This is a genomic window from Bacillus sp. T3 (assembly GCF_033449965.1).
Taxonomy (GTDB): domain Bacteria; phylum Bacillota; class Bacilli; order Bacillales; family Cytobacillaceae; genus Bacillus_BU.
Genome location: NZ_CP137761.1, coordinates 1390986 through 1407504, shown reverse-complemented (window position 1 = coordinate 1407504; position 16519 = coordinate 1390986). Strand labels below are relative to the sequence as shown.

18 protein-coding genes are annotated in these 16519 nt (G+C 37.5%); all 18 read right to left on the bottom strand.

What is annotated here, in order from left to right; genetic code table 11:
• Nucleotides 1-8: 8 nt before the first annotated feature.
• The 18 genes from RGF10_RS07205 to RGF10_RS07120 all read right to left on the bottom strand — a co-directional run bounded on the left by RGF10_RS07205 (nt 9) and on the right by RGF10_RS07120 (nt 16318).
• Nucleotides 9-1196: a M14 family metallopeptidase gene (locus tag RGF10_RS07205; RefSeq protein ID WP_318508417.1), complete on the bottom strand. Its 1188-nt coding sequence runs from the start codon at nt 1194-1196 to the stop codon at nt 9-11.
• Nucleotides 1197-1400: 204 nt separating this feature from the next.
• Nucleotides 1401-2372, bottom strand: coding sequence for an ROK family glucokinase (locus tag RGF10_RS07200; RefSeq protein WP_318508416.1), 972 nt, complete (start codon nt 2370-2372; stop codon nt 1401-1403).
• Between the two features lie 5 nt (nt 2373-2377).
• On the bottom strand, nt 2378-2590 hold the full coding sequence (locus tag RGF10_RS07195) for a YqgQ family protein (protein WP_318508415.1): 213 nt from the start codon (nt 2588-2590) through the stop codon (nt 2378-2380).
• A 76-nt stretch (nt 2591-2666) separates the two neighbouring features.
• The gene (locus RGF10_RS07190; protein WP_318509355.1) at nt 2667-4118 is read right to left on the bottom strand and encodes a spore germination protein; all 1452 of its coding nucleotides are present in this window, start codon (nt 4116-4118) and stop codon (nt 2667-2669) included.
• A gap of 167 nt (nt 4119-4285) precedes the next feature.
• A complete protein-coding gene (locus RGF10_RS07185) occupies nt 4286-5482 on the bottom strand; it encodes a rhomboid family intramembrane serine protease (RefSeq protein ID WP_318508414.1) in 1197 nt (398 codons plus the stop codon).
• Nucleotides 5483-6006: 524 nt separating this feature from the next.
• On the bottom strand, nt 6007-6201 hold the full coding sequence (locus tag RGF10_RS07180; RefSeq protein WP_318508413.1) for a hypothetical protein: 195 nt from the start codon (nt 6199-6201) through the stop codon (nt 6007-6009).
• Between the two features lie 100 nt (nt 6202-6301).
• A complete protein-coding gene (locus RGF10_RS07175) occupies nt 6302-7258 on the bottom strand; it encodes an L-lactate dehydrogenase (protein WP_318508412.1) in 957 nt (318 codons plus the stop codon).
• Nucleotides 7259-7382: 124 nt separating this feature from the next.
• Nucleotides 7383-8159 carry a DUF92 domain-containing protein gene (locus RGF10_RS07170; RefSeq protein WP_318508411.1) on the bottom strand — a complete coding sequence of 259 codons (777 nt, stop codon included), beginning with the start codon at nt 8157-8159 and terminating at the stop codon, nt 7383-7385.
• Entirely contained in the window at nt 8152-8715 is a 564-nt protein-coding gene (locus RGF10_RS07165) for a 5-formyltetrahydrofolate cyclo-ligase (RefSeq protein ID WP_318508410.1), read from the bottom strand. The genes RGF10_RS07170 and RGF10_RS07165 overlap by 8 nt, the downstream gene beginning before the upstream one ends.
• A 183-nt stretch (nt 8716-8898) precedes the next feature.
• Nucleotides 8899-9048: a 50S ribosomal protein L33 gene (rpmG, locus tag RGF10_RS07160; RefSeq protein WP_015594975.1), complete on the bottom strand. Its 150-nt coding sequence runs from the start codon at nt 9046-9048 to the stop codon at nt 8899-8901.
• Nucleotides 9049-9102: 54 nt separating this feature from the next.
• Nucleotides 9103-9750 (bottom strand): hypothetical protein, encoded by a 648-nt coding sequence (locus RGF10_RS07155; protein ID WP_318508409.1) that lies wholly within the window; start codon nt 9748-9750, stop codon nt 9103-9105.
• 19 nt (nt 9751-9769) lie between these two features.
• Nucleotides 9770-11035 (bottom strand): glycosyltransferase family 4 protein, encoded by a 1266-nt coding sequence (locus RGF10_RS07150; protein ID WP_318508408.1) that lies wholly within the window; start codon nt 11033-11035, stop codon nt 9770-9772.
• On the bottom strand, nt 11032-11496 hold the full coding sequence (locus RGF10_RS07145; RefSeq protein ID WP_318508407.1) for a DUF4912 domain-containing protein: 465 nt from the start codon (nt 11494-11496) through the stop codon (nt 11032-11034). Before RGF10_RS07145 ends, RGF10_RS07150 begins: the two co-directional genes overlap by 4 nt.
• A gap of 313 nt (nt 11497-11809) precedes the next feature.
• Nucleotides 11810-12469: a phosphate signaling complex protein PhoU gene (gene phoU, locus RGF10_RS07140; RefSeq protein WP_318508406.1), complete on the bottom strand. Its 660-nt coding sequence runs from the start codon at nt 12467-12469 to the stop codon at nt 11810-11812.
• Nucleotides 12470-12526: 57 nt separating this feature from the next.
• Nucleotides 12527-13360: a phosphate ABC transporter ATP-binding protein PstB gene (gene pstB / locus RGF10_RS07135; RefSeq protein ID WP_318508405.1), complete on the bottom strand. Its 834-nt coding sequence runs from the start codon at nt 13358-13360 to the stop codon at nt 12527-12529.
• 19 nt (nt 13361-13379) lie between these two features.
• Nucleotides 13380-14264, bottom strand: coding sequence for a phosphate ABC transporter permease PstA (gene pstA, locus RGF10_RS07130; RefSeq protein WP_318508404.1), 885 nt, complete (start codon nt 14262-14264; stop codon nt 13380-13382).
• Between the two features lie 2 nt (nt 14265-14266).
• Entirely contained in the window at nt 14267-15181 is a 915-nt protein-coding gene (pstC, locus tag RGF10_RS07125; RefSeq protein WP_412176717.1) for a phosphate ABC transporter permease subunit PstC, read from the bottom strand.
• Between the two features lie 165 nt (nt 15182-15346).
• Nucleotides 15347-16318, bottom strand: a complete 972-nt coding sequence (locus RGF10_RS07120) for a PstS family phosphate ABC transporter substrate-binding protein (protein WP_318508402.1) — start codon at nt 16316-16318, stop codon at nt 15347-15349.
• Nucleotides 16319-16519: the final 201 nt, after the last annotated feature.

The window sequence follows — 16519 nt, the reverse complement described above, 5'->3', positions numbered from 1 at the left end:
TGATTTTTCTAAGTGTATAAAGCGGCTATAAAAATCGGCAGTGTCTTCCGGTAAATATCATAAAACTGTGATAGTGGTAATGGATTAATTCCTTTTCCTAACTCAAGAGTAAAGCCAGGTTTACGAAATTCTTGGATAAACCAATCCTTGAAACCGGCATGTGAATCAATATATTGAACTTCCTTATAGCCACTAACTCTTGCAAATTCTTTAGCAATGATTGACGCTTCTTCTGGCTCAAAACCCTCATAACCCCAATAGAACTCCTCTCCTTGTGTGTGAAGAGCTATAAGACGATCAAACCTCGATTCCTTTACCAAATTTGCCATAGCAATAGCTTCTGGTTCTGTTAACGGTGCATCACCAGGATAATCACGAGGAGCTGGTCCTTTTGGCTCCTTTCGCTCCTTCTCAATCTCCCATTTAGCCGGAAACTGATTATTTAAATCTACGCCACGAATATTTGCTTTCCAAGCAGTAAAGTTTTCACTTTCATTATTAATGCCTACTACTGAATCACGGACTTCTTCAGTTGGTCCTTTTAGGACAAGACTTACCCCATCAGGATTGACCATCGGCACAACAGAAAGCTGAACACTTCGATAAAACGGATTCATAACAATACCACACAGGTTTTGAGTATTCGTTAATGCCAAAAGATAATCATTTAAAAAAGTCATTAGGATAGGAGTTGTAATCCACTCATTTGCATGAAAGGCAGCATTAATGTTTATTTTTTTCTGACCGGTTCCTATGAGAATTTCCTGTAGCGGTTTGCCCAACACGGACTTACCAATTGTCCGCGTCTTTATAAATGGATAGAATCTTTGTAATTCGCAAAGATGTTTATTCAAAACTGCATCATCATATTTCAATCCAACATTAACGATTGGTCTCGTTATTCTAAATGGTATATTAATGACATCACCAATCCTTAACCTGTTCAAATTTACGGTTTGGTTTAGGATAAGAATTGCTTCTGGATTCAGATGATAGGATTGTGCAAGCTTCCAAATTGTATCTCCTTTGGTTATTTTATAACCAAAAGTATTAAACCCAGGAATCGAAATTTCTGTTCCAACCGAAAGATTATTTGGATCAACATCAGGATTCGAATCAAGGACCAAGTCTAACGGCAGCAAAAACAGCTGACAATAATACCATAAACTATCTCCTGACCTAACCCTTAGCTTCACACATTTCCCTCCTTCCTTCTCTAATACTTTATGAATATGAACACGAAAAATAACCTGTGAGGGAAGAGAGAAAACCGCTTCCTAAAGCGATCTACTAAGACCCTAGCTTTATTAGACGAGAATATGGTGTATTTACTTTCATTCCATTGAATCTTACTTTTTTCCAATAAAAAAACTCGCTAGTTTTAGCGAGTAGACGTTTCCTTAATTTTTATTGAGTACGTGCCAAGAGGCTCCTATTACTCCTGCATCATTACCAAGTGTAGCCAAAACAAGACGTGTTGATTGTGCTACCCGAGGGAAGGAATATTTCTGGAAATACTCTTTCACTGGATTCAGCAAAATATCCCTGGCCTTTGATACGCCTCCACCAAGCACAATTTTTTCTGGATTAAGCGTATTGGCAACATTAGCAAGGGCAAGCCCAAGATAATACGATACTTCATCTATGACTTGTTGCGCTATAGCATCTCCCTGCCGAGCTGCATCAAAAACATCCTTTGCCGTAACCATACCTGTTTTTTTATATAACTTAACAAGCTCACCTTCTGATAATTGCTCATTTAATAGCTTGTCTTTCGTGATTCTTACAATACCTGTAGCTGAAGCAATGGTTTCAAGACAACCCGTTTTTCCGCAATTGCAAGCCGCTCCGCCCTCTGGTATGGAACTAATATGACCTATTTCTCCAGCTGCACCATTTATGCCCTGCACAATATCACCGTTTGTAATAACTCCACCACCAACACCTGTACCTAGCGTTATACAAACAACGTCTCGTGCACCGTTTCCGGCACCCTTCCACATTTCCCCTAATGCAGCACAATTTGCGTCATTATCAATGACTGCCGGCAGTTGCGTCTCTCGTTCCAAAATTTGCTTAAGAGGGTATTCCGTTTTCCAGCCAAGGTTTACCGCACCATAAATGATTCCTGTCTCCAGATTAACAGGACCTGGTGCACCCATGCCGATTCCGAGAATATCATCCTTTGACTTACCAATCTCGGCAAGTTTATGATTAATAGCACTAGCAATATTCGAGATGATCTTGATTCCTTCATTTGATACATCTGTTGGAATCTCCCATTTATCAACGATTTCACCAAACGTTGTTACAAATGCAAGCTTCGTTGTTGTTCCGCCTAAATCAACACCAATGATCCACTTTTCTCCCAAATTGCTCACCTTTTTCTTTCTGCTTTTTCTTTTTCCAGTACAATCTCATGTCTCAGTACTTGTAGAGCAGTTTGGAGATCATTCTTATCAATTAATTTAGAAAAATAGAGCTCCTTTATTTCATCCTCCATTAACTCAAGCGTGGCTAGACGATCGCCTACATAAATGATAGTTCCAAATCGCTTTAACAATTGTTGAATATCAAATATTGTTTTCATAGCTTAACCCCACATTCCTTTTACATTACAAATTATAAAGAATCGTGGACAGGCTAGCAATAAAAAGCATGCAGATTTAACGATCTGGATCCTTCGGATGTAAAATACGTGGACGACGATTTTTGAGTGGCATCGGAGACCGAAGCACTACGTCTCGAAATGCTCGAAAATTAAAAGGGATAAACGGCCACAAATATGGAACCCCAAACGAATTCATCCTTGCGAGCATAATAATAAATAACACGATTCCAATCACAAATCCATATACATGAAACACAGCTGTCGTTATCAACAATCCGATTCGAACTAATCGATTAGCCAAACTCATTTCATAGCTTGGAGTTGCAAATGTTCCAATTCCTGCAATCGCCAAATATAAAATCACTTCATTCGTAAACAACCCTACTTCAACTGCTACTTGCCCAATCATTAATGCGGCAACGAGCCCAAGTGCCGTAGCAAGTGATGAAGGCGTGTGGATTGCTGCCATCCGCAAAATATCCATTCCCACTTCTGCTAACAAAAATTGAAGCAATAAAGGGACTTTCCCTGGATCATTCGGTCCGATAAAAGACATTTGTTGTGGTACGAGCTCCGGATCAATCGCAAATAAATACCAAAGTGGCAGTAAAAAAATAGAAGCCCAAACAGCAAAATGACGAATTAACCGTAAATAAGCACCAACCACTGGTTTGTTTCGATATTCTTCGGCATGCTGCAAATGATGCCAGAAAGTTGTTGGGGTAATCATCACACTAGGTGAACCATCTACAATAATGATGACGTGTCCTTCATACAAATGGGTAGCAGCAGTATCCGGTCGCTCTGTATAGCGGACAACTGGATAGGGGTTAAAGTGCCTTCCCGATATGTATTCTTCTATTGTTTTTTCAGCCATTGGCAAGCCATCAGTATCAATTTTTGAAATAGAATCCTTGATTTGCTTCACTAAATCAGGATTAGCTATGTCATCGATATAGCATACGACAATATCTGTTTTCGAGCGTCTTCCCACTTGCATATATTCCATTCTTAACGTTCGGTCACGAACTCTTCTTCTCGTCAAAGCTGTATTAAAGACAATGGTTTCTACAAACCCGTCACGAGCGCCACGAACAACTCTTTCAATGTCAGGCTCTTGCGGTCCTCTAACCGGATAGGTTCTCGCGTCAATGAGAATGATTTGGTCGACACCCTCGATCACTAATGCTGACGGACCCGCCAACACGGTATCGACAACGATGTCCATATCCTCCTCTTTGCTAATTTCAACATAAGGAAGACTTGTTTTCATCAATTTATTCAAAACATCAGGTTCAAGCTGGTCCTTTTCGACCTTTGCTAAAAATTTCATTAGCAGATGGAGGAGATCATCCTTCACTAAACCGTCTATTAAAAATAGTGCCATTCTCCGCTCAGCATATTCTAAATCGAGATGAATGACATCAAAGCTTTTTCCGACTCCTAGTTCAGTACGCAAGTAAGAGATGTTATCTTCAAAATTTTTCTTTACAGGATTTTTTATCATCTTCACCCAAGCCCCCTTACCCTGATAAATACATGGATTAAATTTCCACACATACAAATCCATCATGGACAAAAATGGGGAAAAAATACTACTATCTATCAAGGGCAAAGCTATTGCTAAATAAGTCAAACCGCAAAAAAGATGGAGCAATTATCGCTCCATCTTTTTTACTGCGCTAAGTATTTGTTAATTTCCTCGACGAGATCTTTATATTGAGACTTATCAGGTTCTATTTTTAACGCTTCCTGGGCTAATTCTTTTGCTTTTTCCAATTTCTGTTCACTTAAATAAATCAATGCCAAGTTATAAAGGGCTTCATGAAAGCTTGGATCCTTTTTGATGGCACTCTGTAGGTGTCTCTTTGCTTGATCAGTCATCCCTTTTTTTATTTCAACATAAGACAACTGGAATAATAATTCCGGTGTTTTCTCATCTAATGCAACAGCTTCAGTAAGGATTTTGTAGGCTCGATCATATTCCCCATTGTCTACGTACATATCAGCCAATACTAAACTTGAGTTCACATCAACCGCTCTAGTTGTTTCACCAAAACCATAGAAAAGCCCCCCCGCCACGATGGCTGCACTTACCACAAAGAATAGCAATTGGAACAGCAATTTTTTGGTTTTAGGGAAATGCACGATTCCGGCAGCAAGAAATCCACCTAAAAGCCCACCGATATGCCCCGCATTATCAATTCCTTGAACAGAAAAACCGAAAATAATATTCAATCCAATGACAATTAACAGGTTCATCCCCATTGTACGAAAAAATAATTTAGGGTATACCGTACCAAAGTAAAGCAATGCGCCAAAGCAGCCAAAAATCGCCCCACTTGCACCTGCTGATAAATTTGGATTGGTAACAAAACTTGCTAATGAACCGAGAAAGCCTGCAAAAAGATAAATGAATAAAAAACGACCATTTCCAAATATTCGTTCCACAAGTGGAGCGACATAAAATAATGCAATTGAGTTCATCAATAGATGAAGCGTTCCAATATGAAGAAATACAGGGGTTAAAAAGCGCCACCATTCTCCATCTAGAATTAAAGGATTAATTTTTGCTCCAAATTGAATGAGCGTAGCCGAACTCGTACTACTGCCCTTCACTTCCATTAAAAGAAATACAAGGATTTGAATAGCTAATAATATATATGTAAATACGGGTTTTCCGTTTTCAAACATTTCTCTTTCTTTTTTGACCCTCTTCGCGGTTTGTTCCAACAAAGATTGTTTCAACTTTTGAATATCCATTTCATCAAATTCTTGTTGCAAGGTTAATTCGATTGAGCCTTCAATCCTATCATTTAACTGCCCAAGTGATTGCTCAAGCTGGTCTGATACGATTAGAATAGTGGTCACGTGTGTTTTTTCGTTTCCAGGAATCCGAAATGCTTTTTCAATTCGATATTGATAGTCATCTACTGGGGAAAAGGCGTGATATACAAGTTAATAATTTGCAATTCCCCTTTAACATACCGCTTCCGAAACCTTTCGCCAAGGACTGCTGTTGTTTCAATATCTCTCTGCATCCAGTTGCTCCAGTCTAAATCATGACGCACTAATCGGATTATTTGGCTTCTCTTACTAGCTAGGTTTTCTAACCAGAGCTCTTGATCATTTGCCTTCATCTGTATCAGGCGATAGTCCTGTTTGGATATAAAAAACTCGGCTAACCTCCAAAATATATAATTCTCTTTGGAATTCAACTCTTCCCCTACTTTCTATCCAATAAAAAGATTAAGTTGTTCTTCACCAATCGATTTTTGATACTCATATTATAAACTAAATTCAGTTCTTCTCCTAAAAGGATGTTACAAAACAAAAACGATGCAATAAATTTTAGGCGTTTTCCCATCATAAAAAAAAGACCCTGAAAGGTCTTTTTACGATTGTACTGGCTTTGAAAAAACCATTTGCATCATTTTGTTTCGAACTGCTGGCATACTTAGTAAAGTACTAACTAAAAAACGTCGTGTAAAACTACTCCTAAAAATGAAACCTATGAGCTTGTATCGGTTCTTGATTGCCAATAAACCCGCTATCACAATCATTAATATTGGTGTGTATGTTTTCATCATAATCCCTCCTTTAATTATTTTGAGTGATTCGATATAAAATTATCCATTTAAGTTCTTTACCAGAAAAGAAGACTGCACATTCGGCAGTCTTCTTAACCATTTATTTGGGTAAATTAGAGATTGTTTTTATTATTTTCGTCAGAACCTCTGCAGAATGATTAAACTGTTCCTGCTCTACTTGACTTAACGAGATTTCTACAACCTCTCGAATTCCATTTCTGTTCACAACAGCAGGTACACCAATAAACACATCATTTTGCCCATATTGATTGTTTAAATAGGCTGATACAGTTAGAACTGAATTTTCATTTTGCAAAATCGCTTTTGTTACCCTGACGAGTCCCATCGCAATTCCATAAAATGTTGCCCCTTTACGCTGGATAATTTGATAAGCTGCATCCCGAACATTAATAAATAGCTGATCAAGGTCCTCCTGCTTAAAATCTGGTTTATTCTTTGCCCAATCAGAAATAGTTCGTCCCGCAATATCAGCATGGCTCCATACAGGAAGCTCTGTATCACCATGTTCACCAATGATATAGGCATGAACATTTCGTGTATCCACATTAAAGTAATCACCCAATAAGAACCTAAAGCGTGCAGTGTCTAAAATGGTTCCAGAACCAATCACTCGTTCCTTTGGTAAACCTGAAAACTTCCAGGTCACATAAGTTAGAATATCTACTGGATTCGTGGCAACTAAGAATATTCCATCAAATCCACTAGCCATTACCTGTTCAACGATACCTTTAAAAATCGCCGTGTTTTTTTCAACGAGATCAAGCCTTGTTTCACCCGGTTTCTGGTTCGCTCCAGCGCATATTACAACTAAATCTGCGTCCTTACAATCTGAATAATCACCAAACCAGATTTTTGTTGGTGAAGGCGCAAAGGCCAATCCATGATTTAAGTCCATTGCGTCGCCTTCAGACTTCTCTTTGTTTAAATCAATCATCACAAATTCTTCACAAACACCTTGATTAAGCATCGCAAATGCATAGCTTGAGCCTACAAATCCAGTACCAATTAAGGCTACTCTGTTTACTTGATTTCTCATGTAATATACCTCCAAAAGGGATCTCTTTATCATTATAACCAGCTATCAAAAAATCATTTATGATCCTTTAAACTTACAAAAAGGTATTTTTTTTAGAGTTGTTTTGTTTTTTTATTATAACCTCTTATTTCAATAACCATATCCCTGCACAGGAGGCTAAAAATCCGGATATAAAATTTACTGCCTCATTGTTCATCATCTTTAATCCACGAACCTTAACAGTCGGTTGGGCACAGTGCAGCTTTTTTTCCGTTTCAGCACCGCAGTGTTGACAAACATACGTAACTTGCAGAAAAGCTCCGAACAGTGTATCAAAGACATTTCCAAGAAAACCCAAAATAAAAACAAATAAAAATTCATTTGTACTAAGATGAAAAAGGAGCATGCTAACAAGAGCAATGAGTAAAGAGCCTGCAAGCGCTGCGCTTGTTCCTAACCAGCTAACAGCGCCAGAGGTCCCTTTTTCTACAATCTTTAAGGTTCGTATAAATAAGGGGGGACGTTTGCTTAACGTACCAATTTCTGAAGCCCATGTATCTGAATTTGCACTTGCAATTGAAATACAAAACATATAAATCCAAAACTCTTGCTGATCAAAATAGAAAAAAATGGCTGCCACAGCAGCTACACCGCCATTCGCAACAACCTGCTGCCAGTCACGGCGTGATCCCTTTTCTAGCTTTTGTTCGACTTGCTGCTTATATACCTGTTTATATTTCGACCATTGACTAGAGGTAGCAAAAAATACTCCTAATACAATTAATCCTCGAAAACCGAAAGCGAGAACAACTGCCCCACCAACAAAAAAGGCAGCAACTGCTCCTGAAAAGGTTAAATACCGCTTAAAATAGCCGTATATCACTGAAATCAAAAGAATGAAACATATCAGTAGTTTAGTCATCAATGTCAACTACCTCATCAGTAAAGATTTTATCTACCGGTAAATCATGACGTTCAATCGGTAGATAATCGACAATCTGCATAGTAAACGCAAGTGAATAGGTTTCACGATGATAATCCATTAAAAACCGATCATAATAGCCACCACCAAATCCTAATCGATACCCTTCTCTTGTAAAGGCTAGACCCTGGACAATTAAAAGGTCAATCTCATCAGATTTCACCTCGATTGTCTGCAATGGATTTGGCTCGTAAAGGCCAAAAAAAACAGATTCTAGTTGGGAAAAGCGATCCAATTTCCGAAAATGAAGCTGTTTAGTTTCCGGGTCACATTTCGGTACCACAACTTTTTTCCCGAGCTCCCAGGCTTTTCTTATGATTTGGTATGTATCTACTTCAGGTGGATTTGAAATGGTCATTCCGACTGTATCAGCAAGAATCCATTTTGGGTCTTGATATAGTTTTTTTGCAATTGAATAGGATTTTTCTTCATATAGTGGCTTTGTTAAGAAGGCTAACTGTTCTTTCATCTCTTGACGAAGCTGTTTCTTATTCATCTTCTACCCTCCGTCTCATAAGTACCTATATAGTTTTAAAAATTAGCTATTTAAATTTGTCAGTTGATTTCCGCTCCAATCAACAGAGTGCTCAAAAAATCAACGCCATCATAGAACAAGCCTAATAATAAGCAAATCAATTATTTTAAGACAACAAAAAAAGCAGTAGGAAGCCCCCACTGCTTATTTTGTTTCACGATGTGCAGTTGTACGTTTTTCTCTTGGGCAATATTTTTTAAGCTCAAGACGATCAGGATTGTTACGTTTATTTTTTGTTGAAATATAGTTACGATCTCCACACTCTGTGCAAGCTAACGTAATATTCACGCGCATAGAATTTCCCTCCAAACCATAATACTAGTTCGTTCATACGACTTTTCTATAATATCATTTTTCAAATTGAAAAGCTAGTGTGTTTTTTAAAACCGCATGATTGAGGTTAAGTAACTCTTCTTTTGAATTCCCCGAAATCATCCAAGTTTGAGCCCGATTCGTTTTTGAACCTGATAGCTTCATATTAAGGGTGAATAAACTGTTTGATGGACCATGTGACATTGGTTGATATTTTAGCGTACCTAAACTTTTACATTCCCAAAATTTATCTGCATGTACATTCCAAATTGGTTGAACGGTATATTGATGCATAAAGGAATCATTGATTAAACCATTGACCAAGTACATAGACCGCTTAGCTAAATGATAAAAGACTCTTTCCTTTGGTGAAAAGAAGGTTAAATCATCATGAGCAAATTTTTCAAAGCTGTGCAACACAATAACCTTGATCTCCCTCATTTTTTCATTGTGATTCGTCACAAATATTTCGAGTAGCTTTATTTTTGAATGAATCTCTCTTTGAATGACTTTAATCGAAAGCGCTTGTTCAGGTAGGAGCTTCTCTGACCCATTTTTCATCCAAAAGATTTTCCCATCAATCCAAATCCCAATTTTACTTTTTAAGATTGTTTGGAGCCGAGAATAATTTACAGATTTCCTTTTAAGTCGAAAGTTACTTATCGTTTTTATTTTCGGTCTCATAACGTTCCCCTTCCTTATTTTAAGGCATAACCTTCTTAAAACGATATAAAGTCTCCTCGTATACTCTTTTCGTTTCCAGACCAATTCTTTGCCAACTGAAAAGCCGTTCACAAGCTTCCTTTCCTTTTTCACCTAATTTATTTGCCTGAACTTTATGCTCTAATAAAAATTGAACCTGTTCAATAAGACTTTCTTTATCCCCTGGGGTCATAAATAAACCGGCTTTCATATGATCAACAATTCCTTTTAAACCACCAGTCTTTGAGACAATCGTTGGTTTTCCTAATATCATTGATTCCAGAGATACGATGCCAAATGGTTCATATAGACTTGGGAACACCGAAAGTTCACAACTTCTAAATAATAGGTTCCGTGCCTCATCATCAACATAGCCGACTAGAAAAACTGATTTTTCAAGACCATATTCTTTTATTTTTTGTTCAAGCTCTGAGTACATCGGTCCCTTTCCGGCTATGACAAAATAGATATCTGGATATTTTTCAAGTAACGTTGGGGCAGCATCAATGATCGTATCAAAGCCTTTTTCCCTTACTAACCTTCCAATTGAAAAAATAAGACGTTTGTTAGAGTCAAGTGGTAAATCTTTATTTTTATCTATATAACTCATTTTTGTGGAGTCTAGATCAATGCCATTCGCAATGACCGCCATTTCTTTCTGATCGATTGTAAAAACCTGCTGCAATTCTTCTCGCATATATTCACTACATACAATTAATTGATCTGCGCCATTAATTAATTCGCGTTCTTTTTTATCAATAAATGTCTGGGTGTCTGTGTAGATTCCATTATTACGGCCATGCTCAGAAGAATGAATGGTCGCGATTAACGGTATATTAAGTTCTTTGCTAAGGATTAGTCCGCTAGTTCCGACAAGCCAATCATGGGCGTGTATTAGTGAAAATTGATGGTGCTTTGAAAGCTCCTTTACTTTATCGATCATTGCAAGGTTTAAGCCAGCAACCCAAGTAAGAAAATTCGATTCTTGCTCATGGAATGGCGTAATTCGGTGGACATTTATACCATCTACTAATTCAAAACTTGAAGTATTGTGTAGCTTAGTCGTAATAACATGTACCTGGCAATTTTGTTTAACAAGACTTTTGGCAAGACCGTAGCAATGTCGTGCAAGTCCACCAACAATATTAGGTGGAAATTCCCATGTTAATAACAGCACCGGAGGATTTTTATGATTTTTAACTTCCGCATCAGAGCGAGGAATGAAGTCTAGCTCCGCATCATTTAATATGCTTGTATTTTCCGTCATTTCCCATCCCCCTTATATGCTGATGTTTGGTAATAGCTGTACGTGCTTACGTACTCACTCCACTTTGGGTTTGATTGCTTAGTGGACGCCATATTCTCATTCATATTACTAATCACTTCTACATGATCACTGTGGTAAATATTTTTAGAACGAAGCAGAGGGAAAAATTCCGTATCTGTTAGGAGAATTCCGAATTCAAGACAATAAATTCGCTTTTTTTGAATTCCTTTTATACGCCAATGATCTAGGGTATCTGGTATCAAAAATTCAAACATATCATGAGCGTTATTTCCATTAAATAGCAGGTGGGTAACATCGTATAGACGAAGGGCTTTTCGAAAATCCGAGTAAGGTTTTTCAAAATAGCACTGAACAAATTGTTTCCTCTGTTGTGAAACATCCCACGATGCATAAATTTTATCAGGTGAAACAAATGATCCGTTTAATGTTGATCCACTCATTTTTACTTCCTCATTTCCTAAACTACTACTGTATGAATTATTTTTATAATTATTAATATTTTCTATTATTTTAATGTTATCATTGTTGCTAACGTGACTCAATAAACGCTTTTTGTCGGATTTTGCATCCCATTATCGTCATTGAGGTTCAAGCTAGAAAAAAGTTTTCAGGACCCTTTATCCTCCGTAATACTTTATGTATTCGACAGTATTATATGGTGTAACATTACTCATCCGACATTATTTTTGATTCACACTTATTATAACAAAGAAAAAAGACCAACTATTTAGTCAGCCTTTTTGCTCAATCTAGTTATTTATTTAAATCATACCGTCGCCCTTTTACTAAGTAAAAAACATGCTCTCCAATATTGGTCACATGGTCTGCGGCACGTTCTAAAAAGCGACATACAAATGATAGATTGTTAACCTGAGCCATATGTTCTGGCTTCTTTTGGTTAATTTCTAGTAGGTCTCTAATTGCTTGAGAATATAAATCATCAACCTGATCATCCATTTCAGCAACTTGTTTTGCTTTGTTTACATCTTCCTCATTGAATGCTTCTAATGAAAGCAACAGCATCTTTGAGGTAATTTCATGCATTTGCTTAATATGCTCCAGCGGCTTAATAAGCGGTTCATTTCCAATTCGAATCGCAGATTTTGCAATATTTGTGGCAAAATCCGCGATTCTCTCAATATCATTGGCAATTTTAATTGCCACAATAATTCTACGCAAGTCAATTGCTACTGGCTGTTGCTTGGCAATAAGCAAAATTGCAAAATCATTAATCTCTTCTTCCATTAAATCTGCATCGGTGTCATCTTCCATAATCTTTAATGCCAATTCCACGTTTGCCGTTTCCAATGCCTCAATCGATTTACCGAGTGCATCGATTGCAAAATGCCCAATCTGTATTAATTTATTCTGTAATTCCTTCAAATCCTCATTGAATCGTTCCCGAACTACCAAAATGTTGACCCCCTTAATTTCTACTTTGCTATTTCTAACAAGCTCGCTTCGACCTCATTACCCAAAACGACCAGTGATATAATCTTCTGTTCTTTTATCCGTAGGGGTTGAGAAGATTTTATCCGTGTTGGCATATTCAATCACTTCGCCATTAAGGAAAAAGGCGGTTTTATCTGAAATACGCGCAGCTTGCTGCATATTGTGAGTTACAATAATGATACTAAAATTCTTTTTAAGCTCCTGAACTAGCTCCTCTACCTTTAACGTAGAGATTGGATCAAGTGCCGATGTTGGTTCATCCATTAGAATAACATCTGGTTCGATTGCCAAGCAGCGAGCTATACAAATCCGTTGCTGCTGACCACCTGATAATCCATAAGCATTTTGATGTAGGCGATCCTTGACTTCATCCCAAATAGCAGCCCCGCGAAGACTTTGCTCGACAATTTCATCAAGAATTTTTTTGTTTTTTATTCCATGTATTTTTGGTCCGTAGGCGATGTTTTCATAAATTGATTTCGGGAATGGGTTTGGTTTTTGAAATACCATCCCTACTCGAGTACGCAAATCTTCAACTTTGAAATTTTTATCCAAAATATTCTTTTCACGGTATAATATTTCCCCAGAAATTTTCACTGAAGGAACCAGTTCAACCATCCGATTCAATGTTTTAATATAGGTCGATTTACCACAACCGGAAGGTCCGATTATAGCTGTTACTTCATTTTCATAAATGGAAAGATTGATGTTTTTTAATGCATGACCCTCGCCATACCATAAATTGAGATCTTTTGTATCATAAACAATGCTTTGATTACTATTCACATTATCCACGACTTTTGAGAACTTCGCTGCCTGCGAATTTTTTTCTTTTTCTAATACTACGTCCATATTTTACACCTTCCTTAACTTAATATCTCTTTTGAAATTTATTGCGGATAATGATAGCAATGGAATTCATCGCAAATAACACAACCAATAGTATGACAATTGTTGCTGCAGCTAAGTTAGCATACTCAGCAACAAGCGCAGAGTCTGTAGTCCAATAATAGATTTGAACCGGTAAAATCGTAAACCGATCAAAAATCCCATCTGGAAGCGGGATAAGGAGTGCTGGAATCCCAATCACAACAAGCGGTGCTGTCTCACCAATTGCACGAGAAAGAGCTAAAATAACACCGGTTAAGATTCCTGGGATAGACGCTGGTAGCACAACATTTTTAATCGTTTGCCACTTTGTAGCTCCCATTCCATATGAAGCTTCTCTCAAGAATTGAGGAACAGCACGGATTGCTTCTTGACTTGAAACCACTACGACAGGAAGAACGAGCAGAGCCATCGTTAATCCACCTGCTAATACGACTGAGCCTAATTCCATAGCCCTAGCAAAAACAGTTAACCCCAAGATACCAAACACAACAGATGGTACCCCCGCAAGATTTGAAATATTTGTTTGAATAAAGGATTGAAGTCGCCCTTTTTTGGCATACTCCTCTAAGTAAATAGCTGTACCTACGCCTAAGATCATGGTCACAGGTGCAACGACCACCATTAACCATAATGTTCCTAGAATAGCCCCCAGTATCCCTGCTTTTTCTGGGTCAGTCGATAATTTATTCGTTAAAAAATCTAGATCAATCCAGCCTGCGCTTTGTACAATAACTCGATAAATGAGGATGACAAGTATAATAAGTCCAAATAATGTTGCTAATAAAAAAAGGGATTTTGCCAAATTGTTCGTGAATAAACGAGATCCCATTCTTTTTTTGACCTGTGCTACGTCAAAATACTTCATAATTAATATTCCTCCCTGAATTTACGGGATATATATTGAGCAATCAGATTCATTACTAGTGTAAACACAAACAATGTCATAGCAACAGCATACAAGCTGTAATACAAGGTTGTTCCGGCAGCTGCTTCGCCGCCTGTTACTTCTACGATATAGGCGGTCATTGTTTGCATCGATTGCGTGATATCAAAGGTAAAGTTTTTCGAGCTTCCACTCGCGATTGCAACGATCATTGTCTCACCAATTGCGCGGGAAATACCTAATACAAAGGATGCAATAATTCCAGATATTGCTGCTGGTACGACCACTTTCCAGGTCACTTCAAGCTTGGTTGCTCCAAGTGCCAAAGCACCTTCTCTCATTGCATTAGGTACAGAACTCATCGCATCCTCTGATAGGGATGCAACTAACGGAATAATCATGATGCCCATAACAAGTCCTGGGCTGAGAATATTTGTTGGTTCTAGGCCGGGTATAAAAGATCTTAATAAAGGGGTAACAAAGGTAAACGCAAAAAATCCATAGACAATTGTCGGAATACCAGCTAGTATTTCGAGCATTGGTTTTAATAATTTTCTAGTTTTTTCGGAAGCATACTCACTTAAGAAAATAGCTGTCATTAATCCAATCGGAATCGCAACAAGCATGGCTATTATCGTTGATAACAATGTTCCCGTTAATAAAGGTAAAACGCCAAATACAGCATCATCCCCTAGTGGCTTTAGCTTTGTTCCAGTAAAAAAGTCAAGGAAAGGGACCTTTTGAAAGAATATAACCGTTTCAGTCAAAAGTGTAAAAAGAATACCTATTGTTGTTAAGACAGAAATAGCCGAAATGCAAAATAATAAGCCAGGAATCATTTTTTCAGTCGAGTTACTGATATTGGAAGATCCCTTTTTTTCTGCTATTAGTTGTTGGATATTTAGTTTTTTGTATTTAGCCTCTGGCACAGACTTTTCCAAATTGAAAACCCCCTTCTCCCTAGTATCATCTAAGGAAGAACATTTATTACATTATTTAAAACAGGCAGAAGATGAGAAGAATTATCTTCTCATCTTCTTAGGCGTCCTCACCTGTTGATTCGATTATTTTAATTTCTTAAGTGCATCTAATGCCGTTTGAACATCCTCATCCGCTAATGGGGCAAAGCCTGTTTCTTTTGCTACGTCTTGTGCGTTTTCCATTGTATAGATTGCGTAATCTAATACTTCAGGCTTATCTTTCGCATGATCCACATTTAAGTAAGTGAATACTGGACGAGTGAATGGTGCATAATCTCCGTCTTCAGCAATTGTGTCAAGAGTAGGTTCAACTGGACCATTACCAAAATCAACTTTAACTGCTGCTATTTTATCTTTATTGCTTGCATAGTAACCATATCCGAAGAAACCAATCGCATTTTTGTCTTTTGATACTAAGTCAACTAATGTTGAGTAATCTTGTTGTAAATTAATACCTTCCACTAAATCCTGTTCTCCAAGAATGGTTTCATAGAAGAATTCATACGTACCGTGGTTTTCGTTTGGACCATATGTTTTAATTGGTGCATTCGGGAAGTCAGGACGAACATCAGACCATTTTTTCTTTCCTTTGCTTGCAAGGAAGATATCAACAATCTCTTCTTTCGATAATTCCTTAGCCCAATCATTGTCTTTATTAATAACGATTGTAATACCGTCAAGTGCAACTTTTAATTCTTGAACATCAATGCCTAATTTTTCAGCTTCTGCTTTCTCTTCATCTTTAATCGTACGAGAAGCATCATTAAAATCAGTTCCATTCTCAACTAAAAACTTCTTGAAGCCTGCAGAAGTACCAGCACGGCTTACTTCAACTGAAACTCCTTCTTGCTCGTTTGTCATGTAGTTTTCAGCCATTTTGGCCATAAAAGGGTAAACCGTACCCGAACCATCGATTACAACGCTACCTTCTAATTCAGCTTTTGCATCTTTGTTGTTTTCATCACTTTTAGATTCTTCTGCTCCCCCACATGCAGCTGTAAATACCATCAATGCTGCTAGTAACAGAAGAAGGCTTACCTTTTTAAAGCTTTTCATTTCTTTGTTCCCCCTAGAGAATTTGTTTTATTTTGTTTTGTTTTCCTTACATGTTCAACTATATAGCTTGACTGTTAATTGGGTTTTAACCTTTTGTAAAGCTTTTGTAAATTTGGACGAATTTTGTGTAAATTTGTCGGTAACACATTATTTCTTTATGAAACGGGATTAATAATAATTTACCCATAAAAAAAGAACTGC